This is a genomic window from Thermus sp. KWY1, assembly GCF_057547025.1.
In genome coordinates, this window is sequence record NZ_BAAJPG010000018.1 from 109,921 (window position 1) to 134,978 (window position 25,058).

Consider the following 25,058-nt stretch of genomic DNA (forward strand, 5'->3'; position numbering starts at 1 on the left):
GGGGTATGCGCGACCTGGACCGCGAGGAAACCTATCTCTCGGACCGCCGGGGCCTGGCCCTGGAGCTTCGCGACCTGGTAGGCACGGGACCCGTGCCCACCAGGTCCTACCCCGCACCCCACGCCGCCTTGGGCTATGGGGAGGGTCACTTCGCCGCCCGGCTGTCCGGCCTCCCCGACTGGACGGAGGAGGGAACCCTGTTCGTGCTGGAAGGAGGGTACGACCTGGGAGAGGCCGCTGCCCTTTCCCTTCTGGCAGAAACGGAGCGGGTGCAGGTGGTCAAGGTGGGCCTCCGCCCCGGGGTGGAGGTCTACCTGTCCCCTAGCCCCCTGAACCCTTACCGCTACCTGCGCTTCCTCCTTCTGGCCACAGGACAGGAGGAAGCCCTCTCGGAGGTGGACAGGGCTTTGCTGGAGGAACGAAAACGCCTCACCCCGGAAATCCCCCTCGAGGAGAACCCCGCCAAGTTCCTGGCCTACACCCTGGTGGAGCGAATCCCCCTCCTCTACGCTCCCTTTTTCCGCCCCTTGGAGGAAGCGGCGCAAAGCCTTTTTGCCCGCATCGGGAAAAGCCTGGCCCTCACCCCACCCGATAGCGCCCTAGAGTTTTTCCTCACGGGCCTCGAGGCCCGCCACGAGCAGGGAGACCCCCTGGCCGCCCTCCTTTTGGGAGAAGGGGAAGCGGTACGTCTGGCCAAGGAAATCCTGGAAACCCGGGTGGACGCCATCGCCGAGGTGCCCGCTCCCGCGGGAAGCCGCCTGGCCCAGGCCCTGGCCCTCTGGTACCGGTTGGCCTGGACCGCCTACTACCTGGCCCTCCTCTACGGGGTGGATCCCTCCGACCCCGAGGTGCTGGAGCGCCTGCGGGAGGCCACCTAACCCCCCGGAAAGCCCATGACGCCCTTCCCCAAGCCGGAGGACCTCCAAACGGCCATGGCCCTGCAGAGGAGCCTGACGGCAAGGGTGATCCTGGAGGGAAGCCTTAAAGGCGTCAAGCGGATCGCCGCCCTGGACGCCTCCCATAAAAGGGGGAAGCCCCTGGTGGCGGTGGCGGTGCTTTACCACCTGGAGAAGGGCCCCCTGGCCGTGGGGGTGGGGGTGGTGCCCGAGGAAGCCCTTTTCCCCTACATCCCCGGCTTCCTCTCCTTCCGCGAGGCTCCTGCCTATCTCCAGGCTTTAGAGGCGCTTCCCGAGCCACCCGAGGCCCTTTTGGTGGATGGCCAAGGCATCGCCCATCCCCGAGGCCTGGGCATCGCCAGCCACCTGGGGGTGCACCTGGACCTCCCCAGCATCGGGGTGGCCAAGAGTTTGCTCTACGGTCGCCTCGAGGCTCCCTTGCCCCTGGAGGCGGGAAGTGCGGTAAGGATTCTCTCCCCGGAAGGCCGCCCCCTGGGCTACGCCTACCGCAGCCGAAAGGGGGTCAAGCCCCTTTTCATCTCCCCGGGGCACCGGGTGGGCCTGGAGGAAGCCTTGGCCTTCGTGAAGCATCTTCCCACCCGCTTCCGCCTGCCGGAACCCTTGCGCCTGGCCCACCTCGAGGCGGGCAAGGCCCTCCGCCGGCTGGACCCGTAAACTGGAACCCGTGGAGGCACACCGGCCGAATCCCGTCTACCGGGCCGCCTGGTATCTGGCCCGGTTTCTCCTGCACCTTCTTTTCGGCTACCGGGTGGAGGGAGCGGAAAACATTCCCCGGGAAGGTCCTGTGATCCTGGCGGCCAACCACCTTTCCATCCTGGATCCCATCGCCGTGGGGGCCGGGGTGCGACGTCCCGTGAGCTTCCTGGCCCGGGCCGACGTCTTCCGCCTGCCCTTCCTCTCCTGGCTTTTGCCCCGGCTCTACGCCATCCCCGTGGAGCGTGGGCAAAGCGACCTTTCCGCCATCAAGGGCGCCATCCGCGCCCTGGAACGGGGCATGGCCTTCGGCATCTTCCCGGAAGGCACCCGAAGCCGCACGGGCAAGCTCCAGCCCTTCAAGACCGGGGTGGCAGCCATCGCCCTGCGCACCGGAAGCCCGGTGGTACCCGTGGCCGTGGTGGGCACCGACCAGGCCTGGCCCGTGGGCCGAAAGCTCTTCCGTCTGCGCAAGGCCATCCGGGTGATCTACGGCAAACCTATACCCGTTCCGAGGCTCTCCCGCTTTACCCACCAGGAGCTGGAAAGCCTGACCCGGGAGATAGAGGCCCGGGTACGGGAACTCCTGCCACCCCAGTACCGCTAGAGCCAATACTTCCGTTATCACACATTGCTATACACAGGTATACAAATAGGTCAGAGTATTGCGTGGTTGCATTCAGGCGTGCTATAGTCCTTGCGGAAGGGAAAAGAGGAAGGAGGTGAAGAATGGCAGCAAAGAAAACGGTCACCAAAGCGGATCTGGTGGATCAGGTGGCTGCCGCCACGGGCCTCAAGAAGAAGGACGTGAAGGCGGCGGTGGATGCGTTCCTCTCCAAGGTGGAAGAGGCCCTCTCGGGGGGGAACAAGGTCCAGCTCACCGGCTTCGGCACCTTTGAGGTGCGCAAGCGCAAGGCCCGCACCGGCGTGAAGCCCGGCACCAAGGAGAAGATCAAGATCCCCGCCACCCAGTATCCCGCCTTCAAGCCGGGCAAGGCCCTCAAGGAAAAGGTCAAGAAGTAAGGTATTCCCTTCCCCCGGGGGGCTAAAGCCCCCCGGGTTTATTTCGCCTCCTACCCTCACTCTCTGCCGTGCCCCTAGGTATCCCAGAACACCGTGGGGGCAAGGATTTTCCGGGGTCCCCACCTGGGCTTTCGCCGAGGCGAGTGGGTATCAAGCTCCACCCAGGGCTCCCCCTGGTTTGACCTTGGGCACCACCCGGGGGGTTTCCTTTTCCGGGCGCTCCTGGGGGGTGCTTTCCTCCTCCTCCAGGGGCAGGCCCTCCACCACCTTCTGGAACTCCTCGGCGGTGAGGGTTTCCCGTTCCAAGAGGGTTTCCGCCACCCGCTCCAGGATCTCCCGCTTCTCCTGAAGAAGGTGCTTCACCCGCTGGTACTGCTCCTCGATGAGGCGGCGCACCGCCTCGTCGATGCGCTTGGCGGTTTCCTCAGAGTACTGGCGCACGTCGTACCCGCCCAGGTAGGTATCCTCCCGCACGGCGTAGGCCACCGGCCCGAACTCAGGGTGCATGCCCCACTCGGTGATCATGCGCCGGGCCAGCTCCGTGGCCTGGCGGAAGTCGTTTTCTGCCCCCGTGGTCACGTCCTCAAAGATGAGCTCCTCCGCCGCCCGCCCAGCCAAGGCCACGGCGATCTGGTCCAGGAGGCGGTTTCGGCTCCAGTGGAGCATATCCTCCCGCCTGGGCATCATGAAGCCCAAAGCCCGGCCCCTGGGCACGATGGTCACCTTGTGCACCCCATCGGCGTGCTCCAGGAAGTGGGCGGCCAGGGCATGCCCCGCCTCATGGTAGGCGGTGATCTTGCGGTCGCGGGGGGTGAGGACCAGGCTCTTCTTGGCCGGCCCCATCATCACCCGGTCGGCGGCCTCCTCGAGGTCCTTCATGGTGATCTTCTTCCGGCCTTCCCGGGCCGCCAGGAGGGCTGCCTCGTTCAAGAGGTTCTCCAGGTCCGCGCCCACGAAGCCCGGGGTGCGCTTGGCCAAAAGGGCCAGGTCCACATCCTCCGCCAGGGGCTTACCCCGGGCGTGGATGCGGAGGATCTGCTCCCTGCCCCTCACGTCAGGGGCATCTATGGCCACCTGGCGGTCAAAGCGCCCCGGGCGCAGAAGGGCCGGGTCCAGGACATCGGGCCGGTTGGTGGCGGCCATGACGATGATGGTGGAGTCCTTTTCAAACCCGTCCATCTCCACCAGAAGCTGGTTCAGAGTCTGTTCCCGTTCGTCGTTGCCACCCCCAACCCCTGCCCCGCGCCTGCGGCCCACGGCGTCGATCTCGTCGATGAATACGATGCAGGGGGCGTGGCGCTTGGCGGTTTCAAAGAGGTCCCTGACCCTGGCCGCCCCCACCCCCACGAACATCTCCACGAAGTCGGAACCGCTTGCGGTGATGAAGGGCACCTTGGCCTCCCCGGCCACCGCCCGGGCGATGTGGGTCTTCCCCACCCCAGGGGGGCCCACCAGCAGGACCCCCTTGGGAATCCTGGCCCCCATCTCGTGGAAGCGGGCGGGGTTCTTCAGGAACTCCACAATCTCCTTGAGTTCCTCCTTGGCCTCCTCGGCCCCGGCCACGTCCTTGAAGGTCACCTTGGGGGCCTCGGTGAGTACCTTGGCCCGGCTCTTGGTGAAGCTGAAGGCGGAGTCCGAGGGCCCGGCGCGCCCGCTGCGGGAAAAGTAGAAGAGGGCGCCCACCAAAAGGCCCACCAGGAGAAGGGGCCACAGGAAGCCCAAAGGGCTTTGGCCCTGGGGGGGCTCCACCCGCACGTTGACCCCCTTGCGCATCCAGGCCTCGAGGGTCTGGTTGTCCGGGGGGCTGGCGGCGTAGGTGGTGAAGGTGGAGCCATCGGTGAGGGTACCCTGGATGCGGGTATCCCCGGCCCGCACCACCACCTCCTTCACCCGGCCCGCCTGCAGGTCCTCCAGGAAGGTGGTGTAGTTCACCCCACCCCCGGGGTTCCCCGCCGTGCCCGCTAGGCTGAAGGCCCAGGCCAAAAGGAGCAGGCCCAACACGAAGACCAAGAAGTTCAAGGGAAGCCGGGACATGTCTTCTCTTAGGGTACACGCCCCCGGGGAAATCCGGGTAGCCCAGGGCACCATGATATGAGCATGCTCAAGTCTCTTGACTTATCTATGTGGCATGGTCTATGCTTGAAATGAGAGGTGTAGCTATGGCTAAGGCAGTGGGCATTGACCTGGGCACCACCAACAGCGTGATCGCCATCATGGAGGGCGGTAAGCCCGTGGTCTTGGAGAACGCGGAGGGCGAAAGGACCACCCCCAGCGTGGTGGCCTTCCGGGATGGCGAAACCCTGGTGGGCCGCATGGCCAAGCGCCAGGCGGTCCTGAACCCCGAGGGCACCGTCTTTGAGATCAAGCGGTTTATCGGCCGCCGCTGGGAGGAGGTCCAGGAGGAGGCCAAGCGGGTCCCCTACAAGGTGGTCCCCGGGCCCGATGGCGGGGTGCGGGTGGAGATCAAGGGCAAGCTCTACACCCCCGAGGAGATCAGCGCCATGGTCCTCCGCAAGCTGGTGGAGGACGCCTCCAAGAAGCTCGGGGAGAAGATCACCAAAGCGGTGATCACCGTGCCCGCCTACTTCAACAACGCCCAGCGGGAGGCCACGGCCAACGCCGGGCGGATTGCGGGCCTCGAGGTCTTGCGCATCATCAACGAGCCCACCGCTGCCGCTTTGGCCTACGGCCTGGACAAGAAGGGAAACGAAACCGTCTTGGTCTTCGACCTGGGGGGCGGCACCTTTGACGTGACGGTGCTGGAGATCGGCGAGGGGGTCTTTGAGGTGAAGTCCACCTCCGGGGACACCCACCTGGGCGGCAGCGACATGGACCACGCCATCGTGAACTGGCTGGCCGAGGAGTTCAAGCGGGAGTACGGGGTGGACCTCAAGGCGGACCGCCAGGCCCTCCAGCGCCTCATCGAGGCGGCGGAGAAGGCCAAGATCGAGCTTTCCAGCACCGTGGAGACCACCATCAGCCTGCCCTTCATCGCCCTGGATCCCGCCAGCAAGACCCCCTTGCACCTGGAGAAGAAGCTTACCCGGGCCAAGTTTGAGGAGCTCATCGAGCCCCTCCTGAAGCGCCTCAGGGGCCCGGTGGAGCAGGCCCTGAAGGACGCCGGCCTGACCCCGGCCCAGATCGACGAGGTGATCCTGGTGGGCGGGGCCACCCGGGTGCCCGCGGTGCAGAGGGTGGTGAAGGAACTCTTGGGCAAGGAGCCCAACCGCTCCGTGAACCCCGACGAGGTGGTGGCCATGGGCGCGGCCATCCAGGCGGGGGTTCTTATGGGAGAGGTGCGGGATGTGGTACTCCTGGACGTCACTCCCCTCTCCCTGGGCGTGGAGACCAAGGGCGGGGTGATGACCGTGCTCATCCCCAGGAACACCACCATCCCCACCCGCAAGTGTGAGATCTTCACCACCGCCGAGCACAACCAGACCGCGGTGGAGATCCACGTCCTCCAGGGCGAGCGCCCCATGGCCGCGGACAACAAGAGCCTGGGCCGGTTCCGCCTCGAGGGTATCCCCCCCATGCCCGCCGGGGTTCCCCAGATCGAGGTCTGCTTTGACATCGACGCCAACGGCATCCTCCACGTGACCGCCAAGGAGAAGTCCACGGGCAAGGAGGCCTCCATCACCATCCAGAACACCACCACCCTCTCCGAGGAGGAGATAAAGCGGATGATCGAGGAGGCCCAGCGCCATGCGGAGGAAGACCGGCGCCGCCGGGAGCACGCCGAGCTCAAGAACACCCTGGACTCCACCCGCGTCCAGGCGGAGAGGATCCTCCAGGAGAAGCAAAGCACCCCCGAGGCCAAGGCGCGCCTCGAGGCGGCCATCGCCAGGGCCAAGGAGCTTTCGGAGAAGGATGCCTCCGACCTCGAGCTGAAGACCGCCACGGAGGAGCTTCTGAAGGCAGTGGAGGCCTACGAGAAGGCCGCCACCGCCGGGACCACCGGGGCATCCAGCCGTGGCCCTGACGACGTGATCGACGCCGACTACAAGCCCGCCGACTAAAGCCCCCCTGCCCTGGCCCCTGCCGGGGCAGGGGCTTCCCCTTACCCCCTCTTGGAGGAAGCATGGAGAAGGAACGTGAGGAAACCCAACCGGAGCAGGCCGCCCAGGTGGAGCAAGACCTTAAGGCGGTGGGCGAGGAGGCCCTGGCCCTGGAACAACGCCTCCTGGCCCTGGAGGAGGAGCTCCGAGCCCTGAAGGATCGGTACGTGCGCCTCCTTGCCGACTTTGACAACTACCGCAAGCGCATGGAGGAGGAGCTTAGGCTTAGGGAACGGGAAGGGATCCTCAGGGCGGTCAGGGCCCTTCTCCCCGTTCTGGACGACCTGGAGCGGGCCTTGGAGTTCGCCGAGGCCAACCCGGACAGCATCCTCAAAGGGGTTAAGGCGGTGCGGGAAGGCTTCTTCCGCATCCTGGCGGGGCTTGGGATCGAGGAGGTGCCCGGGGAGGGGGAGGCCTTTGACCCCCGCTACCACGAGGCCATCGGCCTCCTTCCCGGGGAGCCGGGTCGGGTGGCCAAGGTCTTCCAGCGGGGCTTCCGCCTGGGGGAGGCCCTGGTGCGCCCGGCCCGGGTGGCGGTGGGCGAGGAGAAAAGCCCCGAAGAAGAGGGCGTGGAGTAGGCCATGAAGGACTACTACGCCATCCTGGGGGTACCGAGAAACGCCACGCAGGAGGAGATCAAGCGGGCCTACAAGCGCCTGGCCCGCCAGTACCACCCCGATGTGAACAAAAGCCCCGAGGCCGAGGAGCGCTTCAAGGAGATCAACGAGGCCTACGCCGTCCTCTCCGACCCGGAAAAGCGCAAAGTCTACGACACCTACGGCACCGCCACTCCTCCCCCACCCCCGCCCCCTGGGGGGTACGACTTCTCCGGGTTTGACGTGGAGGACTTCTCCGACTTCTTCCAGGAGCTCTTCGGCGGCGGGCTCTTCGGGGGCATGGGGCGGAGGAGGCCAAGGAAAGGCCGCGACCTCAGGGCCGAGCTTCCCCTCACCCTCGAGGAAGCCTTCCATGGAGGCGAACGGGTAGTGGAGGTGGGGGGAAGGCGGGTTTCCGTGAGGATTCCCCCAGGGGTGCAGGAGGGAAGCCTCATCCGCCTGGCGGGCCTGGGAGGTCCTGGGGAACCCCCAGGGGACCTGCTCCTTTCCGTGCGCCTTCTGCCCCACCCGGTCTTCCGCCTCGAGGGCCAGGACCTCTACGCCACCCTGGACGTTCCTGCCCCCATCGCCGTGGTGGGCGGCAAGGTGCGGGCCCCCACCTTAGAAGGCCCCGTGGAGGTCACCATCCCCCCCAGAACCCAGGCGGGCAAAAAGCTCCGGCTTAAGGGGAAGGGCTTTCCCGGACCCCATGGCCGGGGGGACCTCTACCTGGAGGTGCGGGTGGTGATCCCCGAGCACCTGACGCCTGAGGAGGAGGAGCTTTGGCGGAAGCTCAAGGAGGTGCGCCATGCTCGCGCGTAGCTCCTACCTATCCCTGGAAGCCCTGGCGGACTACGGCCTCTCCCTGGGGGTGGTGCGGGCCTACGTGGAGATCGGCTTCGTGGAGCCCCTCGAGGTGGGGGGTGCCTGGTACTTCCGGGAGGAAGACCTTCTGCGCATGGCCAAGGCGGAACGCATCCGCCGCGACCTGGGGGCCAACCTGGTGGGGGCAGCCTTGGTGGTGGAGATCCTGGAGCGCCGCTAAGCCCTGCCAGGGGCTTTGGCTTTCCCAAGCCACCTCCAAGGCAGGCTGAAAGCCGGGACATCCCTCCCATCCCTTTCCCCTATAATCAAGACAAAGAGCGTTTTCACCGCCCCCGTTTAGCGAACCTCTCCTGGACGTGAGGTTTTGGTTGGGTATTTGTTCTGCGCAGCTTACTTGACATGATCTTTGTCAAGTGATATGATTTGGGCAGTGGGAGAAAAGGGGGTATGAACCTGGAACGCTGGACCCAAGCCGCCCGCGAGGCCCTGGCCCAGGCCCAGGTCCTGGCCCGGGAGATGAAGCACCAGGCCATCGACCTGCCCCATCTATGGGCGGTCCTCCTGAAAGACCCCACGGGCCTGGCCTGGCGGCTTCTGGAGAGGGCAGGGGGTAACCCCAAGGCCCTCAAGGAAAGCGCCGAGCGGGAACTGGGCCGCCTGCCCAAGGTGGAGGGGGCCGAGGTGGGCCAGTACCTTTCCCAAAGGCTTGCCCGGGCCCTGGACCGGGCCGAGGCCCTAATGGGGGAGCTTAAGGACCGGTTCGTGGCCCTGGATACCCTGGTCCTGGCCTTGGCGGAGGCCTCGAGGGCCGAGCCCTCCTTCCAGGTGGGTATCCCCGAAGAAGGCTCCTTAAGAAAAGCCCTACAGGAACTAAGAGGAGGTAAAACCGTGCAGACGGAACATGCGGAAAACACCTACAACGCCCTGGAGCAGTACGGCATCGACCTCACCAAGCTGGCTGCCGAGGGCAAGCTGGACCCGGTGATCGGCCGGGACGAGGAGATAAGGCGCACCATCCAGATCCTCCTCCGGCGCACCAAGAACAACCCGGTGCTCATCGGCGAACCAGGGGTGGGTAAGACCGCCATCGTGGAGGGGCTGGCCCAGCGCATCGTGAAGGGGGATGTGCCGGAAGGCCTCAAGGGCAAGCGCATCATCTCCTTGCAGATGGGCTCCCTCCTGGCCGGGGCCAAGTACCGGGGCGAGTTTGAGGAGCGCCTGAAGGCGGTGATCCAGGAGGTGGTGCAAAGCCAGGGGGAAATCATCCTCTTCATCGACGAGCTCCACACCGTGGTGGGGGCGGGCAAGGCCGAGGGGGCCGTGGACGCCGGCAACATGCTGAAGCCCGCCCTGGCCCGGGGGGAGCTTCGGCTTATCGGCGCCACCACCCTGGACGAGTACCGGGAGATCGAGAAGGACCCCGCCCTGGAAAGGCGCTTCCAGCCCGTCTTCGTGGACGAGCCCAGCGTGGAGGAGACCATCTCCATCCTCCGGGGCATCAAGGAGAAGTACGAGGTGCACCATGGGGTCAGGATCTCCGACCCCGCCCTGGTGGCGGCGGCGGTCCTCTCCCACCGCTACATCACGGAAAGGCGCCTTCCCGACAAGGCCATCGACCTCATCGACGAGGCAGCAGCCCGCCTGCGCATGGCCTTGGAAAGCGCCCCTGAGGAGATCGACACCTTGGAGCGGAAGAAGCTCCAGCTGGAGATCGAACGGGAGGCCCTAAAGAAGGAGAAGGACCCGGACTCCCAGGAAAGGCTCAAGGCCATCGAAGAGGAGATCGCCCACCTCAACCAGGAGATCCAGAAGCTCAAGGCCGAGTGGGAGGCGGAGCGGGAGGTCCTGAAGAGGCTCCACGAAGCCCAGCAACGCCTGGACGAGGTCCGGCGGCAGATTGAGCTGGCGGAGCGCCAGTACGACCTGAACCGGGCCGCCGAGCTCCGCTACGGGGAGCTTCCCCGCCTCGAGGCCGAGGTGGAGGCCCTCTCCGAGAAGCTCAAAAACGCCCGCTTCGTGCGCCTGGAGGTGACCGAGGAGGACATCGCCGAGATCGTCTCCCGCTGGACGGGCATCCCGGTTTCCAAGCTCCTGGAAGGGGAAAGGGAGAAGCTCTTACGGCTTGAGGACGAGCTCCACAAGCGGGTGGTGGGCCAGGAGGAGGCCATCCGGGCCGTGGCCGACGCCATAAGGCGGGCCCGGGCCGGCCTCAAGGACCCGAACCGCCCCATCGGAAGCTTCCTCTTCCTGGGCCCCACGGGGGTGGGCAAGACGGAGCTGGCCAAGACCCTGGCCGCCACCCTCTTCGACACCGAGGAGGCCATGGTGCGCATCGACATGACGGAGTACATGGAGAAGCACGCGGTGAGCCGGCTCATCGGGGCCCCACCCGGCTACGTGGGCTACGAGGAAGGTGGGCAGCTCACCGAGGCGGTGAGGCGCCGCCCCTACACGGTCATCCTCTTCGACGAGATCGAGAAGGCCCACCCCGATGTCTTCAACATCCTCCTGCAGATCCTGGACGACGGCCGCCTCACCGACTCCCACGGGCGCACCGTGGACTTCCGCAACACGGTGATCATCCTCACCTCCAACCTGGGAAGCCCCCTGATCCTCGAGGGCATCCAGAAGGGCCTGCCCTACGAGCGCATCCGGGAGGAGGTCTTCGCCGTGTTGCAAAAGCACTTCCGCCCCGAGTTCCTGAACCGCCTGGACGAGATCGTGGTCTTCAGGCCCCTCACCCGGGAGCAGCTTCGGGAGATCGTGGAGATCCAGCTCCAAAGCCTCAGGGCCCGCCTGGCGGAAAAGCGCATCACCCTCACCCTCACCGAGGCCGCCAAGGACTACCTGGCCGAGCGGGGCTACGACCCCGTCTTCGGGGCCAGGCCCCTGAAGCGGGTGATCGCCCGGGAGCTGGAAACCCCCCTGGCGGTGAAGATCCTGGCCGGGGAGATCAAGGAGGGGGATGCCGTGGTGGTGGACGCTGGCCCCACGGGGCTGGTCTTCCGCACCCCCGAGCGGGTAGAGGCCTGAGAAAGGAGGCGGCATGAGCGTGGTGGAAGTCCTGCAAAAGGCCTACCAGGATGAGCTCCTGGATGCTCTGCGGGCGGAGCGGGCGGCGGAAAGGGTACCCTACCCCCACCTCCGGGCCCTCCTGGAGGAGGTGGCGCGTAGGGAGCGGGCCCATGCCGAGGCCATCGCCGAGGCCCTCCGCCGCCAAGGCGCCTCCCTCCCCCCGATGCCCAAGGTGGAGGAGGAAGGCTGGGAGGCGCTCCTCCGCCTTCTTTCCGAGGAAGGCTTTGATCGGGCCTACTATCTGGAAAGTACCTTTCCCGAGCCGGACCTCGAGGCCCTCTTCACCCGGCTGGGCCAGGAGGAAAGGCTCAACCAAGAAGCCGTGCGCAAAGCCGTGGCCCTTTTAGGAGGTGGCCTATGATCGGAAAGGAAGAAATCCGGCGCATCAAGGAAACCCTGGCTATCGCAGAGGGGCCCATCCTCTCCCTCTACCTGGACATCAACCCCGCCAAGCCGGAAAACGCCAACCGGGCCTATGCCCTAAGGGCCAAGGACGCCATGAAGGCCCTGGGGGTGCCCCAGGACCTGCAGGATAGGGTCCTGGAAGTGTTGAAAAACCAAGTTCTGGAGGCCAAGACCGCCGTCTTCTTCGCCAAGGACAAGCTCTTTGAAACCCTCCTGCTCCAGGTGGAGCTGCCCCTGGTCTCCAGCCTCAAGACCACCTTCCTGGGGGAAAAGGAAAGCCGTTTCCTCACGGACGGGGCCTTAGCCCACTACGGCGAACCCTTCCTCCTCCCCCTCATCTACGCCCTGGACGAGTACGAGCGCTACGGGGTGGTCTACCTGGACCAGGAGCGCTGGCGGGTGTTTGAAATCTTCCTGGGCGAAATCCAGGAAGTGGGGGATGCCTTCCTCGCCCTGGATACCGAGGCCTGGCGGCGGCTTTCCCTGGACGCCCCGGGGCGCCGCTTCAACCTGGCGGGGATCTCCCGGGGCGGGGCGGGGCAGGACCTCTTCGCCAAGCGCCTGGCCGCTTGGGAGGAGCGCTTTTACAAGACCCTGAGCCACGAGCTGGAGAAGCTGGTGGAGGAACGGGGGTTCACCCGCCTGATCCTCATGGGCCCCGAGGAGCACACCAAGCTCTTCCTGGGTTACCTGCCCAAGCGCCTTAAGGAGAAGCTGGTGGCCCTGCTTCCCTCCCTGCCCCACCCCGGGGCCAGTCCCGGCCAGGTGCTCAAGCGGCTGGAGCCCGTCCTGGAGGAGATCGAACGGAAGGGGGAGGTGGAGCTTCTCAAGAAGCTGGAGGAAGCCTACCCCAAAGCGGTCTTCGGCCCCGAGGTGCTGGAAAGGGTGCAGGAGGGACGGGTGGAGCTCTGGGTGCTTCCCTGGCACCTGGACCAGACCACCTACGCCTGTGACGGGATCTTCTTCCCCGATGAGGCCCGGGCCTTGGCCCAGTGCCAAAACCCCGAGGCCAAGCCCCTGGCCGTGGTCCTGCCCGAGCTGGCCGCGGGGTATGCCGCCAAGCTGGAGTTCGTGCGGGGCGAAGCGGAAAAAGAACTTCTGGAGCGCGGGGGCATGGCCGCGCTCCTGAGGTGGTGAAAGGAGGTGAGGAGGATGGTTCGGTTTGATCCTTTCAGGGAGCTGGAGGAGTTGCAGGAGCGTCTGGCAAGGGCCTTCGGCGCCACCCCCCAGCAGGGGCCCAGGGTGTACGCCCCTCCGGTGGACGTGATGGAGGATGAGGCTGGGCTTCACGTGCTGGTCTACCTTCCCGGGGTGGACCCGGAGAAGGTGGAGGTGGTGGCCGAGGAAGGCGTGCTTTCCGTGAAGGCGGAGCGGCCCTTCGAGAAGCGGGAGAACGTGGCCTACCACCGCCTCGAGGGCCCCTACGGCACCTTCGCCCGGAGCTTCAACGTGCCCAGCACCTTTGACCTCTCCCGGGTCCAGGCCCGTTTCCGCCACGGGGTGCTCCACCTTCTGGTGCCCAAGGCCGAGGAAAGCAGGCCCAAGAGGATCCAGGTGCAGGTGGAATAGGAGGTGAGGTATGCGGCGGACCACGCGGTACATCCTGGCCACTTCCAACCCCATGGGCGACCTCGAGGCCCTGGAGAAGCTGGTGAAGCTGGCCCCGGAAACGGGGGCAGACGCCCTCGCCCTGGTGGGCAACCTCATGCCCAAGACGGCGAAAAGCCGCGACTACGCCGCCTTCTTCCGCATCCTTTCCGAGGCTCATCTCCCCACCGCCTACATCCCCGGGCCCCAGGACGCCCCCATCTGGGAATACCTCCGGGAGGCCGCCAACATCGAGCTGGTGCGGCCCGAGATGCGCAACGTCCACGAGACCTTCACCTTCTGGAAGGGCCCCTACCTGGTGGCGGGCATCGGCGGGGAGATCACCGATGACGGCGAGCCCGAGGAGGGCGAGGCCCTGCGCTACCCTGCCTGGGTGGCGGAGTACCACCTGAAGACCCTCTGGGACCTCAAGGACTACCCCAAGATCTTCCTCTTCTACACCAACCCCTACCACAAGGGCCTTGGGGAAGGGGGGTCCCATGAGGTGGCCCACCTGGTCAAGACCCATAACCCCCTCCTGGTGATCACCGCCGGCAGGGGCCAGAAGCACGAGATGCTGGGGGCAAGCTGGGTGGTGGTGCCGGGCGACCTCTCCGAGGGTGAGTACAGCCTCCTGGACCTGAGGGCGAGGAAGCTGGAAACCGGAAACGTGCGCTAAGGCCCCGGGGGCCCCGCCTGGGGGCGGGGCCCTATGCCCTTAAAAGGAGGTCAAGATGCTGGAGAAGCTTTGGCCCTTCGGCCGGAACCGGGTGCGCAAGGCCTTTGAGGAAGCGCTAGAGAAGGTTTTTAAGGAGGAGGGCGAAACCCTGGAGCCCCTTTCGGAGCTTTCCGAGCACGAGGACCACTACCTGTTGCGGGTGGAGGTTCCGGGCCTGGGCCCCGAGAACCTGGAGGTGCGCCTCGAGGGGGACCAGCTGGTGGTGGAAGGGGAGAAAAAGGAGGAAAAGCGCACCAAGCACCTCTCGGAGATCGTCTACGGGCGCATCTACCGCGCCTACCTCCTCCCCAAGGACGCCAAGAAGGAAGGCATTGAGGCCAAGCTCCACAAGGGCGTGCTGGAGGTGAGGATCCCCCGGGAGAAGCGCCCGCCCGAGCCCCCCGTGAGGATCCCCGTGCAGGAGGGGTAAAGACCCCACCAACCCTTGGCCTTCCGCCTTGGGTTGGTGTGTTTTTATCAGGTCTCTTGACAATAGTATTGTCAAGTCTTACCCTGGTGTGAGGAGGTGAGCGGGTATGCTGATGAAAATAGCCGAGTTTGAGAAGCTCTTCCGCCTGGCTGCGGGCCTGGATGTGGACAAGAACGACCTTAAACGCCTTTCCGATTTCCTCAGGAACAAGATCTATGACCTTTTGGTGGTGGCGGAGCGCCAGGCCAAGTACAACGGCCGGGACATCATCCTCGAGCCCGACCTGCCCCTCACCAAGGGGCTTCAGGAAACCCTAAAGGAGTTCCGGGCCATGGAAACCACCCTGGAGCTCAAGCCCGTGCTGGACGCCCTGGCCTCCTTGCCCCCTTTGGACCTGGAGATCTCCGAGGACGTGCGCAACCTGCTTCCCGAGATCGCCGGGGCCCTGGTGGTGGCCTACGCCCGGGTACTGAAGGAGCTGGACCCCAGGCTTAAGAACCCGCAAACCGAACACCACGAACGTGCTGAGCGGGTCTTTAACCTTCTTCTCTAGGCATGAGCCAGGACCTGCTTCTTTCCCTGTACCGCCGGGCCACCCGCCTGGTCTTCAACCTGGTGGTGGTGGCCCTTCTCATCGGGCTTTTCGTGGGGGTGGGGCGCACCTTCATGGAGCTGGGCCTCACCCTTACCGAACCCACGGTGCGCCTGGGCCTTAAGGAACTGGTCACCAACGTCCTGAGCCTGGTCATCGTCCTGGAGCTGGTGCGGGTCTTCGTGGAGTACTTTGAGTTTGAAAGGGTGCGCCTCGAGGTCCTCCTGGAGATCGGCGTGGCCCTGGCCCTGCGGGAACTTCTTCTCCTCCTCTTCGCCGAAAAGCTCTCCGGGCTGGACCTCTTCTTCTGGACCCTGGGCATCTTGGCCCTGGTGGCCGGGCGCACCCTGGCCGTGCAGTTTTCCCCCAGGAGGCGACCATGAGGGTGGAGGAAGCGGTTCTTCCCGGCGTGGGGCGGAAGTACACCATCACGGTGCAAAGCGGCGACCGGATCGTCATCGTGGTCCACCACTCGGGGAAGCGGGAGGTCCAGTACTTCGAGGCGGGGGAGGAGGACGAGCCCACCATGGCCCTGGACCTCACCGACGAGGAAGCCCGGGAGCTTGGGGCCATCCTGGCTGGGGTGCTCTTCCACCCCGAGGCGGTGGGGGACACCCAAAGCAAGCTTGGGCAGAAGGTTATCGAGTGGATCAAGGTCCTGCCCGGCTCCAAGCTGGTGGGCAAGCGGGTGGGGGAGCTTGCCCTGCCCCCTGGAGCTCACCTCCTGGCCGTGGACCGCCCTGGGGCTCCCCTTATCCCTAACCCCAGCTCCGACACCCTTCTGGAAACAGGAGACACCCTGGTGGTGGCGGGAAGCCGCGAGGCCGTGGAAACCCTGAAGAGGACCCTCTGATGCACCCTTCCGTGGAGGCCTTTACCCTGGCGGCAGGGCTTCTGGCCCTGGGAGCCCTTCTCGTCCACAAGGCAGGGCTCCCTCCCCTGCCCGTGTACCTTCTCACGGGGCTATTTATGGGCGAGAGGCTCCCCGTGGAGGAGCTGGAACCCCTGCCCTCTTTGGGGCTTCTTCTCCTCCTTTTCTCCGTGGGGCTGGAGTTCGGTCCCGACCGGCTTAAGGGGCTATCGGGGAAGGCGATTAGGGCGGGCCTCTACGACACCCTGGCCCTGCCCCTGGGCTTTATCCTGGGACTCCTGGCCGGGCTGGACCTCCGGGGGGCTGCCCTGCTGGCCGGAGCCATCTACATTAGCTCCAGTGCGGTGATCGTCAAGCTCATCATCGACCTGCGCCGGGCGGCCAACCCCGAAAGCGAGGTGGTCCTGGGGGTCTTGGTCCTCGAGGACCTGGTGGTGGCCATCCTCCTGGCCCTCCTGGGCGGGCACGGCCCCGTGGGCTTCCTCGGAGGGATGGCCTTGGCCCTCGCCTACCTGCTCTTCGCCCGCTTCATCGGTCCCAAGCTGGTTTCCTGGATGGAGGGGCTATCCCACGAGCTCATCCTCCTTCTCGGGGCCACCTTCACCACCGGGACCGCCCTGCTCTTCCACGCCATCGGGGCCTCGGAAGGCGTGGGTGCGTTTCTCGCAGGGGTCATCGCTGCTGCTTTAGGCCTTCGGGAAAGGCTGGAGCACCTCTTCGGCCCCGTGCGGAATCTGGGCGTGGCCCTCTTCTTCCTGGTGGTGGGGGCAAAGGCCCTCAGCCTCTTCCAGGGCTTGACGCCTGCGGTTGTAGTCCTGGCCCTTATCGGGCTTCTTCTGAAGCTACCCTTAAACCATGCGGGGGGCGCCCGGGTGGGGCTTTCCCGCAAACGCCGGCTCTATAGCGCCTTGTACCTGGTACCCCGGGGGGAGTTTAACCTGGTCCTGGGAAGCCTAGCCCTGGAACAGGGATATCCCCTGGTGGCCCAGGTGGCGGTGCTCTTGGTGCTTCTTTCCATCCCCCTGGGGGCCCTCCTCATCCGGTTTGCCCCCGAGATCGGCAGGCTACTTCTGCGCGAAGCCCCAAGGCCCCGCCGCCCCGCCCGCTCCTCCTAGGCCTATATACTCTTCTCATGGAAATCTTCTTTCAGCTCTTCTGGCTCTTCTTTATCCTGTCCGCCCTCACCCCCTACCTGCAACAGCAGATGCTCCTGGGGGCCAGGGCCCGGAAGATCGCCGAGCTGGAGCGGAAGCGGAAAAGCCGGGTCATCACCCTCATCCACCGCCAGGAAGCCGTCAGCTTCCTGGGTATCCCCATCAGCCGCTTCATCAACATCGACGACTCGGAGCAGGTCCTAAGGGCTATCCGCCTCACGGACAAGAGTGTGCCCATAGACCTCATCCTCCACACCCCAGGGGGCCTGGTCCTGGCGGCGGAGCAGATCGCCGAGGCCCTGTTGCGCCACCCCGCCAAGGTCACGGTCTTCGTGCCCCACTACGCCATGTCCGGGGGTACCCTCATCGCCCTGGCCGCCGACGAGATCGTCATGGATGAAAACGCCGTCTTGGGCCCCGTGGACCCCCAGCTCGGCCAGTATCCGGCGGCCAGCATCCTCAAGGTGCTGGAGAAGAAGCCCATCCAGGAGATCGACGACCAGACCCTGATCCTGGCGGATGTGGCGGAAAAGGCCCTGAAGCAGGTGAAGGCCACGGTGAAAAACCTGCTTTTGAAGCGCATGCCTGAGGAGAAGGCGGAGGAGGTGGCCACCCTCCTTTCCCAGGGCACCTGGACCCACGACTACCCCATTGACGTGGCCCAGGCCCGGGAGATGGGTCTTCCCGTGAGCACGGAGATGCCCCTCGAGGTCTACGAGCTCATGGACCTCTACCCCCAGGCCCAGGGGGGTAAGCCCAGCGTGCAGTACGTGCCCGTACCCTATCGTCACCAGCAGCCTGGGAGGCCTTAGGGTGTTTCCCCTCTACGACATCAACCATGCCCGCCGGCCCGCTTTCGTGGTCAAGGGCCTGGTGTTCTTTAACGCCTTAGCCTTTTTGTGGCAACTTTCCGTGGGCCTGGAGTGGTCTGCCGAGGCCTACGGCTTTATCCCCGCCTTGTTCTTTCAGGACCCTGTGGGCCAGGGCTACCGCCTCCTCACCAGCATGTTCCTCCACGGGAGCTTTTTTCATATTCTTTCCAATATGTGGTTCCTCTGGGTCTTCGGGGACAACGTGGAGGACCGTATGGGCCACGGGCGCTTCCTCCTCTTCTACCTCCTGGGGGGGCTGGCCGCCGCCTTGGCCCAGGGGCTTTTCTCCCTCACCTCCACCATCCCCATGATCGGGGCCAGCGGGGCGGTCTCGGCGGTGCTGGGGGCGTATTACATCCTCTTCCCCAGGGCCTACGTGGTCTCGGTGATCCTCTTCGTCTTCCCCCTCTTCGTCACCTTTCCTGCGGGGTTCTACATCGGGTACTGGGCCTTTCTTCAACTCTTCCAGGGGCTTTTGGGCCTACCCGGGGTGGCCTGGTGGGCCCACCTGGGGGGATTCCTTTTCGGCGCCCTCATGGCCCGGCGCTTTGCCCCCAGGTGGCGGCGCTGGTAAACTTTAGCCCATGAAGGTAGCCGAACTCATGACCCCAAACCCCGACACCATCGGGCCGGAGGCCACCCTCGAGGAAGCCGCCCGGCGCATCCTGGAGAAGCGCTACGGTAGCCTGCCTGTGGTGGACCGAGAGGGATGCTTGCTGGGGCTACTCCAGGTGGAGGAACTCCTCCCCCACCCCGAAAACATCCCCTTCTCCGATGTGGAGGCCCTGCAGCTTTTCGGGGAGTGGGTGGACGGGGAGTTTTTGGAGGATATCTACCGCCGCTACCAGAAAACGCCGGTAAAGGCGGTGATGCGCACGGATATCCCCCGCCTGCATCCCGAGGACCCGGTGGGAAAGGCTTTGGAAACCCTCCTCACCAGCGAGGTGCGCCACCTGCCGGTGGTGGACCAGGGCAATAGGGTGGTGGGCATCCTCACCCGAAGCGACTTCCTCAAGCTCATCCTGGGGAGGCGGTGATGCATGGAGCTGGGCACATCCTCGAGGTCTTCTACCTCATCCTGGCCGCCCAGGTCATGGCCTTCCTCTTCAAGCGCCTGAACCAACCCGTGGTTATCGGGGAGGTGCTGGCCGGCATCCTGGTGGGCCCCGCCCTCCTGGGCTGGGTGCACGAGGGGGAGATCCTGGAGTTCATCGCCGAGCTCGGGGCCATCTTCCTCCTCTTCATGGTGGGCCTGGAAACCCGGCTTAAAGACATCCTGGCCGTGGGAAAGGAGGCCTTCCTGGTGGCGGTTTTGGGGGTGGCCTTCCCCTTCGTGGGAGGTTACTTCTATGGCCTCCAGATCGGCTTCGCCACCCTGCCCTCCCTGTTCCTAGGCACCGCCTTGGTGGCCACCAGCGTGGGGATCACTGCCCGGGTGTTGCAGGAACTCGGGGTGCTTTCCCGCCCCTACGCCCGCATCATCCTGGGGGCTGCGGTCATCGACGACGTGCTGGGCCTCATCGTCCTGGCGGTGGTGAACGGGGTAGCCAAAACAGGGCAGGTGGAAACAGGGGCCATCCTGCAGCTCATCCTCCTTTCCGTGGCCTTCGTGGGCCTGGCGGTAGCCCTCTCGCCCCTTTTCGCCCGCCTGCCCTTAGAAAAACTCCCTGTGGGCAGCCCCGTGGGCTTCGCCCTGGCCCTGGGCATCGGGATGGCTGCCCTGGCAGCCTCCATCGGCCTTGCCCCTATCGTGGGGGCATTCCTCGGAGGGATGCTCCTTTCGGAGGTGCGGGAGAAGTACCGGCTGGAAGAACCCGTGTTCGCCATAGAAAGCTTCCTGGCCCCCCTCTTCTTCGCCATGGTGGGGGTGCGGCTGGAACTCGCCGCCCTGGTTTCCCCTGCCACCTTGGTGGCGGGGACCGTGGTCACGGTGATCGCCATCCTGGGCAAGGTCCTGGGGGGGTTCCTGGGTTCCTTGACCCAAGGGGTACGCTCCGCCCTCACCGTGGGAGTGGGCATGGCCCCTCGAGGGGAGGTGGGGTTGATCGTGGCTGCCTTGGGGCTTGCGGCGGGAGCCGTCAACGAGGAGGAGTACGCCATCGTCCTCTTCATGGTGGTCTTCACCACCCTCTTCGCCCCCTTCGCCCTCAAGCCCTTTATCGCCTGGACGGAAAAGGGGCTGCGCCAGGCTAAGGAATAGCCCGGTAGGCGGCGTAGGCGGAAAGCACCTTAGCCAGGTACTCCCGGGGTTCATCCCGCTCCTGGAAGCGAAGGAAGGCGTAAAGACCACCTTCCCGGGCGATGCCCCTCAGGGTGTAGCCAACGCCTCCGTTATAGGCGGTTACGGCGCAGGCCACCTGTTCCAGGCCCCTATAGGCGGCGCACCTACCCATAAGCCAGCGCAGGTAGCGGGCGGCGTAGCGGATGCTGGCCTCGGGGTCAAAGGGGTCGGCAGGGGGCTCTCCCAGCATCCGGGCCACATCCTCCCAGGTGCTCCTTAGGAACTGGCCCAGGCCCAAGGCCCCCGTGGGGCTTACCCCCAGGGGGTCAAAGCGGCTTTCCACGTGGAGGAGGGCATAAAGCAGGTTGGGGTCTAAGCCCTCCTTCCCGGCATAGCCCTCCACCCATTCCCGGTAGGGGCGGGGGTAGGCCAAGAGGGTGGGCCAGGCTGCCCGGATCCCCTCCCGGTAAGCCCCCAGGCGGTACAGGAAGGGCACCAGGGCAGGCCAGTCCCCAGGCCTTTGCCAAAGGGCGTAGCGCACCACCCCCCGGGCCCAGACCTCCTTGCCGAAAGCCACCAGGGCCTCCACCAGGGAAGCCTCGGGAGGCGGCGAGGAAGAAGGGGCCGGGGGTGGAGGAAGAGGCTCCTTCCCCAGGAGAAGGCCTAGCCCACCCTGCACCAGGTCCAGGGCTTCCCTCCGGGATTCGGCTAAGCCCAGCTCCCCCGCCAGGAAGTAGGCCCGAAGGGCAGCGTCGTCCGCATACGGGCTCGTGCCCCGGGCCAGGTCCAGATAAAGGACCAGGGCTTCCTTCTTCAACCCCTGCCGTTCCAGAAGACCCGTGGCCCGCCAGACCCCCTGGGGGATGCTTTGCCGGTAGGCCTCCACCGCCTCGAGGATCCTTCCCATTTCCTCCAGGATCCGCCCCTGGGCGTAGCGGCTTTCCGGGTGGTCATAGCGGGCCAAGGCCTCCAGGGCCTCCTCCCTTCGCCCAAGCCGCCAAAGGGTGTAACCCAGGCCCAGGTACCCCCTGGGGTCTTCTCTGGCCCACTCCTGGTAAAAGGGCAAAGCCTCCCCATAGCGCCCAAGCCGGAAAAGCGCCTGGGCGCGGAGGTCGGGACGCACCCCCAGGGGAAGAACCCGCAACAGGGCCTCGTAGGCCCGCCCCTGGAAGAGGGCTTCCCAAAGCCTCTCCCCCTCCCCCAGGGAAAGGAGGGCGGCCACCGCCTCCTCCTCGGGCAAAAGCCTCTGCCAGGCGGAAAAGGCCCGGGGGTCCTGGGCTTTTTGGAGGAGGGAAGCAGCCTTGCGCCAGGCGGCTTTCGCTTCCCAACCCGGCTCAAAGGCCCGCACCTCCTCCAGGAAGAGGGCGTAGCGCCAGGCGTACTCCGCCCGCTCCGCCAGGGGCACCTCCTCCCGGTCCACAAGCAGCCAGCCCGAAAGCATCCGGGCATATCCTTCGCTGCCCAGGGCCACCTGGCGCACCTCCTCCGTCACGCCCCTTTCCAGGCTGGCAAAGGGTTCAGGCAAGGCCTGGGTCCGGCAAGAGGTAAGGGCAATCCAGGAAAGGACCAGAAGCCACCGCACACCCCCACCCTAAGGGAAAAAGGTGAGAAGGGAATGGCCCCACGGCCGAGGCCTTGGGAAGGCATGGCTTACCTTGGGGATAGCCCCCTGGCAAAACCCGGGGGGGTGGGCGTAGCCTGGTAAGGCCTATGGGTATGGAAGGCCGTATTCCCCCCCACAACCTCGAGGCGGAACAGAGCGTCCTGGGGGCCATTCTCCTGGATTCCGATGTGCTGGACGAGCTGGAAGGCCTCCTCCCCTCCCCCGAGGCCTTTTACGCGGAGGCCCACCGCAAGATCTACGCCGCCATGCAGACCCTCAGGTCCCAGGGGAAGCCCGTGGACCTGGTGACCCTGGCGGAGGAGCTTTCCCGCCGGGGGGAGCTGGAAGCCCTGGGAGGAGTCAGCTACCTGGTCCAGCTTTCCGAGGCCACCCCCACCGCCGCCTACGCGGAGCACTACGCCCGCATCGTGGCGGAGAAATGGACCCTACGAAAGCTCATCCAGGCGGCAGGCGAGGCCATGCGCCTGGCCTACGAGGAGGCGGGAAGCCTGGACGAGATCCTGGACACCGCGGGCAAGAAAATCCTCGAGGTGGCCCTCACCCAGACGGAAACCGAGGCCCGCTCCATCCGGGAGCTGGTCCACGAGACCTTTGAGCACATCGAGGCCCTCTTCCAGAACAAGGGGGAGGTCTCCGGGGTCCGCACCGGCTTCAAGGAACTGGACCAGCTCATCGGTACCTTGGCCCCGGGCTCCTTAAACATCATCGCCGCCCGCCCCGCTATGGGAAAGACCGCCTTTGCCCTCACCATTGCCCAGCACGCCGCCTTGAAGGAGGGCATAGGGGTAGGCATCTACTCCCTGGAGATGCCCGCCTCCCAGCTCACCCTGCGCCTCATGTGCTCGGAAGCCCGCATCGACATGAACCGGGTGCGCCTGGGCCAGCTCACGGACCGCGACTTCTCCCGCCTGGTGGACGTGGCGGGAAGGCTTTCCGAGGCCCCCATCTACATCGACGACACCCCAGACCTCACCCTGATGGAGCTCAGGGCCCGGGCCAGGCGGCTTAGAAGCCAGTACGAGGTGGGCCTTCTCATCATCGATTACCTCCAGCTCATGTCCGGCCCCGGGGCGGGCAAGCAGGGGGAAAACCGGCAGCAGGAGATCGCCGCCATCTCCCGCGGGCTTAAGGCCCTCGCCCGGGAGCTCAACGTGCCCGTGATCGCCTTAAGCCAGCTTTCCCGGGCGGTGGAAGCCAGGCCCAACAAGCGCCCCATGCTCTCGGACCTTAGGGAATCGGGCAGCATCGAGCAAGATGCGGACCTGGTGATGTTCATCTACCGGGACGAGTACTATAACCCCCATTCCGAGAAGGCGGGGATCGCCGAGATCATCGTGGGCAAACAGCGAAACGGCCCCACGGGCACGGTGGAACTCCAGTTCCACGCCGCCCACGTGCGCTTCAACGACTTAGCCCGGGAGCCCTAGGAGTGGCCCGCCTGCAGAAGGGCAGCCGCCCCTTGGGCCAAGGCTTCCTTCAGGTCCCGGTGGCCTAGGGAAAGGCCCAAGGCAAGGGCCTCGAGGTAGCTTTCCTCAATAAGGGCAATCTCTATGGCGATGATCTTCTCAAAAGCCTCCACCGCGCTGTAGACCTCCGGGCCACGGAGGGCGGTGCGCAGGTGCTCGAGGGAGAGTTCCTGCACGATGCCCATGGCGGGGATCATGGCCCGGGGGCCAATGCCCAGCCTGGCGTGCACCAATCCAATGCGCCTCCGCCCTTCCGCATAGGCCCGGTCGTAGGTGCCCCCAAAAAGCTCGGCATACCAGCGGGCAAAGGTGCCATAAAGCCGCTCCACCCTTCCGGGCACGGCATAGAGAATCTCCGCCAGCTCCTTATCCCGGCCCAAGTAGTCGTAAAAGGCCAAGGCCACCTCGGGGGCTAAAGGGACCATGGTGGTTCCAAGCTCCCTTAGCAAAGCCGCATGGGCCTCGGTGAATCCGGTGCGGCGCTTGAGGAGATCCAATAGGTCCCCGGGGTCCACGGGACAAATGTACCTCCCCGGGCCGCCCTTCGTCTAGGGCGAGGGCTTTTACCCCCAGGACCTCGAGATCCTGGGAAAGCCCATGGATCCTTTCAGCGAACCACCCTGGGAGCTTCCCTTGAGCCCTACTCCGTGCTCACCCCCTGCTCCACCTGCTGGTTCACGGGCTCCACCATGCGGAAGTGCTGGGCGGGATCCTCCAGAAGTTTCTCCAGGCGGGCCGCCTTCTCCTCCCGCTTGGCCTCCTTGAGGACCCGGATGTAGGCGGAAAGGAGCTCCCGCACATCCTCTATCCCCCTCAGGTCCAGGGGCTTCACCGCCACCTTGGCCCCCTTGGCCAGGCGGCGCTTCATGGCCTCCTCCGTAAGGCCCATCTCCGGCCAGTGGCGGAGGTAGACCCGCCCCCCGGTCATGCCCGAGCAGATCCAGGGCCCGGGATCCCCCAAGACCAGGGCCCGCCCCCGGGTCATGTACTCAAAGGCAAACCCCTTGGCCTGGGCCCGGGCGGCCAGGTTGCCGAGCTCGTCCCTCAGGGGCCTTTCCGGCTCCCCGCCCAGGATGACATCCGCCCCGGAAAGCCGGATGCAGAAGCGGCTATCCGCCACCCCCTCCACGATGAGGAGGCCCCCTATGGCCCCGTAGGCGAAGCTCTTGCCCACGGAGCCATCCACATAGGCCCCGTAGGGGTTCCGGCCCTTGAGGATGGCCACGGTGCCCCCAAAGGCGCTCTTGGCCACCCCGTCCTGGGCCCCTCCTTCCACCACCACCTTCATGCCCTCGAGGTTAAAGGCCGCCAGGCCATTCCCGGCCACGCTTCCCGCATCAAAGCGGAGCTCCACTTCGGCGTCAAAGCCCTTGCCGTAAAGCCGCCTTCTTGCGATCTCCCCTGCCAGGTGGGCCCCCAGGGCGCGGTCGGTGGAGTTCACCGGGCCCTCCTGGAAGACCAGCTTGCGGCTTCCCTCCCCATAAGCCCCCATCACCACCTCGGTGATGGTGCGGGTGAGCTGGTTCAAGGGCTTTCTCAGCACATGGGCCGAGGTGTCCTTAAGCCACTCGGGCTCCTCCACGGGCAGGAAGAAGTAGGAAAGGTCCAGCTCCTCCAGGTGGTCCCGCTGGTAGAGGAGGTCCACCCGGCCCCTCAGCTCCCGAAGGGAGCGGGCCCCCAAGGCGGCCACCAGCTCGCGCAGGGCCTCCCCCTTGGCCTCAAAGAAACGGGTGAGGTGCTCCACCGCCCGGTCCAGGTCCTGGGGCACGAAGCGCTTTAGCCCGTGGGCCAAAGCCTCCTCCAGCGTCTCGATCTGGGTGGTGATGCCCACGTGGCAGGTATCCAGCTGGCATCCCCGGCAGATGGTGCAGCCGATGGCCACCATGGCCATGGTGGCCATGCCCACCCGGTCCGCCCCCAGAAGGACCATG

General features: G+C 65.7%; 27 protein-coding genes. 23 read left to right on the top strand and 4 right to left on the bottom strand.

Features of this window, described 5'->3' with window-relative positions; genetic code table 11:
• The first annotated feature begins 5 nt into the window (after nt 1-5).
• From AC27GT_RS06195 to AC27GT_RS06210, 4 genes are all read left to right on the top strand, one after another.
• Entirely contained in the window at nt 6-878 is an 873-nt protein-coding gene (locus tag AC27GT_RS06195) for an SIS domain-containing protein (protein ID WP_487223726.1), read from the top strand.
• Nucleotides 879-893: 15 nt separating this feature from the next.
• Complete coding sequence (locus AC27GT_RS06200; RefSeq protein ID WP_487223727.1) at nt 894-1,571, top strand: endonuclease V; 678 nt, start codon at nt 894-896, stop codon at nt 1,569-1,571.
• Nucleotides 1,572-1,581: 10 nt separating this feature from the next.
• Entirely contained in the window at nt 1,582-2,217 is a 636-nt protein-coding gene (locus AC27GT_RS06205) for a lysophospholipid acyltransferase family protein (protein ID WP_038070322.1), read from the top strand.
• Between the two features lie 122 nt (nt 2,218-2,339).
• Nucleotides 2,340-2,633 (top strand): HU family DNA-binding protein, encoded by a 294-nt coding sequence (locus AC27GT_RS06210; protein ID WP_038031078.1) that lies wholly within the window; start codon nt 2,340-2,342, stop codon nt 2,631-2,633.
• A 150-nt stretch (nt 2,634-2,783) separates the two neighbouring features.
• Here AC27GT_RS06210 and ftsH read toward each other — a convergent pair whose 3' ends face one another.
• Complete coding sequence (gene ftsH, locus AC27GT_RS06215) at nt 2,784-4,667, bottom strand: ATP-dependent zinc metalloprotease FtsH (RefSeq protein ID WP_487223728.1); 1,884 nt, start codon at nt 4,665-4,667, stop codon at nt 2,784-2,786.
• Between the two features lie 125 nt (nt 4,668-4,792).
• Here ftsH and dnaK point away from each other — a divergent pair, with 125 nt between their 5' ends.
• The 18 genes from dnaK (at nt 4,793) to AC27GT_RS06305 (ending at nt 20,016) form a co-directional block, all read left to right on the top strand.
• Nucleotides 4,793-6,652, top strand: coding sequence for a molecular chaperone DnaK (dnaK, locus tag AC27GT_RS06220; RefSeq protein ID WP_487223729.1), 1,860 nt, complete (start codon nt 4,793-4,795; stop codon nt 6,650-6,652).
• A gap of 62 nt (nt 6,653-6,714) precedes the next feature.
• Entirely contained in the window at nt 6,715-7,269 is a 555-nt protein-coding gene (gene gprE / locus AC27GT_RS06225; protein WP_015717898.1) for a nucleotide exchange factor GrpE, read from the top strand.
• Between the two features lie 3 nt (nt 7,270-7,272).
• Nucleotides 7,273-8,109 (top strand): DnaJ C-terminal domain-containing protein, encoded by an 837-nt coding sequence (locus tag AC27GT_RS06230; protein ID WP_015717899.1) that lies wholly within the window; start codon nt 7,273-7,275, stop codon nt 8,107-8,109.
• Nucleotides 8,096-8,332, top strand: coding sequence for a chaperone modulator CbpM (locus tag AC27GT_RS06235; protein ID WP_015717900.1), 237 nt, complete (start codon nt 8,096-8,098; stop codon nt 8,330-8,332). The genes AC27GT_RS06230 and AC27GT_RS06235 overlap by 14 nt, the downstream gene beginning before the upstream one ends.
• 227 nt (nt 8,333-8,559) lie before the next feature.
• Nucleotides 8,560-11,145 carry an ATP-dependent chaperone ClpB gene (gene clpB, locus AC27GT_RS06240; protein ID WP_487223730.1) on the top strand — a complete coding sequence of 862 codons (2,586 nt, stop codon included), beginning with the start codon at nt 8,560-8,562 and terminating at the stop codon, nt 11,143-11,145.
• Nucleotides 11,146-11,158: 13 nt separating this feature from the next.
• Nucleotides 11,159-11,548: a ferritin-like domain-containing protein gene (locus AC27GT_RS06245; RefSeq protein ID WP_015717902.1), complete on the top strand. Its 390-nt coding sequence runs from the start codon at nt 11,159-11,161 to the stop codon at nt 11,546-11,548.
• Entirely contained in the window at nt 11,545-12,729 is a 1,185-nt protein-coding gene (locus tag AC27GT_RS06250; RefSeq protein ID WP_487223731.1) for a VLRF1 family aeRF1-type release factor, read from the top strand. Before AC27GT_RS06245 ends, AC27GT_RS06250 begins: the two co-directional genes overlap by 4 nt.
• A 15-nt stretch (nt 12,730-12,744) precedes the next feature.
• Nucleotides 12,745-13,161, top strand: coding sequence for an Hsp20/alpha crystallin family protein (locus tag AC27GT_RS06255; RefSeq protein ID WP_038031100.1), 417 nt, complete (start codon nt 12,745-12,747; stop codon nt 13,159-13,161).
• A 10-nt stretch (nt 13,162-13,171) separates the two neighbouring features.
• The gene (locus tag AC27GT_RS06260) at nt 13,172-13,858 is read left to right on the top strand and encodes a metallophosphoesterase family protein (protein WP_015717905.1); all 687 of its coding nucleotides are present in this window, start codon (nt 13,172-13,174) and stop codon (nt 13,856-13,858) included.
• 55 nt (nt 13,859-13,913) lie between these two features.
• Nucleotides 13,914-14,327 (top strand): Hsp20/alpha crystallin family protein, encoded by a 414-nt coding sequence (locus tag AC27GT_RS06265; protein ID WP_487223732.1) that lies wholly within the window; start codon nt 13,914-13,916, stop codon nt 14,325-14,327.
• 106 nt (nt 14,328-14,433) lie between these two features.
• Nucleotides 14,434-14,880 (top strand): DUF1931 family protein, encoded by a 447-nt coding sequence (locus AC27GT_RS06270; protein ID WP_487223733.1) that lies wholly within the window; start codon nt 14,434-14,436, stop codon nt 14,878-14,880.
• Nucleotides 14,881-14,882: 2 nt separating this feature from the next.
• Nucleotides 14,883-15,302: a phosphate-starvation-inducible PsiE family protein gene (locus AC27GT_RS06275; RefSeq protein ID WP_487223734.1), complete on the top strand. Its 420-nt coding sequence runs from the start codon at nt 14,883-14,885 to the stop codon at nt 15,300-15,302.
• Entirely contained in the window at nt 15,299-15,772 is a 474-nt protein-coding gene (locus tag AC27GT_RS06280) for a cation:proton antiporter regulatory subunit (RefSeq protein ID WP_487223735.1), read from the top strand. Before AC27GT_RS06275 ends, AC27GT_RS06280 begins: the two co-directional genes overlap by 4 nt.
• Complete coding sequence (locus AC27GT_RS06285; protein WP_487223736.1) at nt 15,772-16,905, top strand: cation:proton antiporter; 1,134 nt, start codon at nt 15,772-15,774, stop codon at nt 16,903-16,905. Before AC27GT_RS06280 ends, AC27GT_RS06285 begins: the two co-directional genes overlap by 1 nt.
• Nucleotides 16,906-16,922: 17 nt before the next feature.
• On the top strand, nt 16,923-17,756 hold the full coding sequence (locus AC27GT_RS06290; protein ID WP_219759103.1) for an SDH family Clp fold serine proteinase: 834 nt from the start codon (nt 16,923-16,925) through the stop codon (nt 17,754-17,756).
• Between the two features lies 1 nt (nt 17,757).
• Nucleotides 17,758-18,390, top strand: coding sequence for a rhomboid family intramembrane serine protease (locus AC27GT_RS06295; protein ID WP_487223737.1), 633 nt, complete (start codon nt 17,758-17,760; stop codon nt 18,388-18,390).
• Between the two features lie 10 nt (nt 18,391-18,400).
• Nucleotides 18,401-18,853, top strand: a complete 453-nt coding sequence (locus tag AC27GT_RS06300; protein WP_054392307.1) for a CBS domain-containing protein — start codon at nt 18,401-18,403, stop codon at nt 18,851-18,853.
• Nucleotides 18,853-20,016, top strand: a complete 1,164-nt coding sequence (locus AC27GT_RS06305; protein WP_487223738.1) for a cation:proton antiporter — start codon at nt 18,853-18,855, stop codon at nt 20,014-20,016. The genes AC27GT_RS06300 and AC27GT_RS06305 overlap by 1 nt, the downstream gene beginning before the upstream one ends.
• On the opposite strand, the gene AC27GT_RS06310 is transcribed toward AC27GT_RS06305, so the two are convergent.
• Nucleotides 20,006-21,619 carry a lytic transglycosylase domain-containing protein gene (locus AC27GT_RS06310; protein ID WP_487223739.1) on the bottom strand — a complete coding sequence of 538 codons (1,614 nt, stop codon included), beginning with the start codon at nt 21,617-21,619 and terminating at the stop codon, nt 20,006-20,008. The two genes, AC27GT_RS06305 and AC27GT_RS06310, sit on opposite strands and share 11 nt — an antisense overlap.
• A gap of 134 nt (nt 21,620-21,753) precedes the next feature.
• Here AC27GT_RS06310 and dnaB point away from each other — a divergent pair, with 134 nt between their 5' ends.
• Nucleotides 21,754-23,088 carry a replicative DNA helicase gene (gene dnaB, locus AC27GT_RS06315; protein WP_038071844.1) on the top strand — a complete coding sequence of 445 codons (1,335 nt, stop codon included), beginning with the start codon at nt 21,754-21,756 and terminating at the stop codon, nt 23,086-23,088.
• Here dnaB and AC27GT_RS06320 read toward each other — a convergent pair.
• Nucleotides 23,085-23,642 carry a protoglobin domain-containing protein gene (locus tag AC27GT_RS06320; RefSeq protein WP_038070337.1) on the bottom strand — a complete coding sequence of 186 codons (558 nt, stop codon included), beginning with the start codon at nt 23,640-23,642 and terminating at the stop codon, nt 23,085-23,087. The genes dnaB and AC27GT_RS06320 overlap by 4 nt on opposite strands.
• A gap of 125 nt (nt 23,643-23,767) precedes the next feature.
• Nucleotides 23,768-25,058 (bottom strand): GltB/FmdC/FwdC-like GXGXG domain-containing protein (locus tag AC27GT_RS06325; RefSeq protein WP_487223740.1); only part of this gene is annotated, 1,291 nt, incomplete at its 5' end.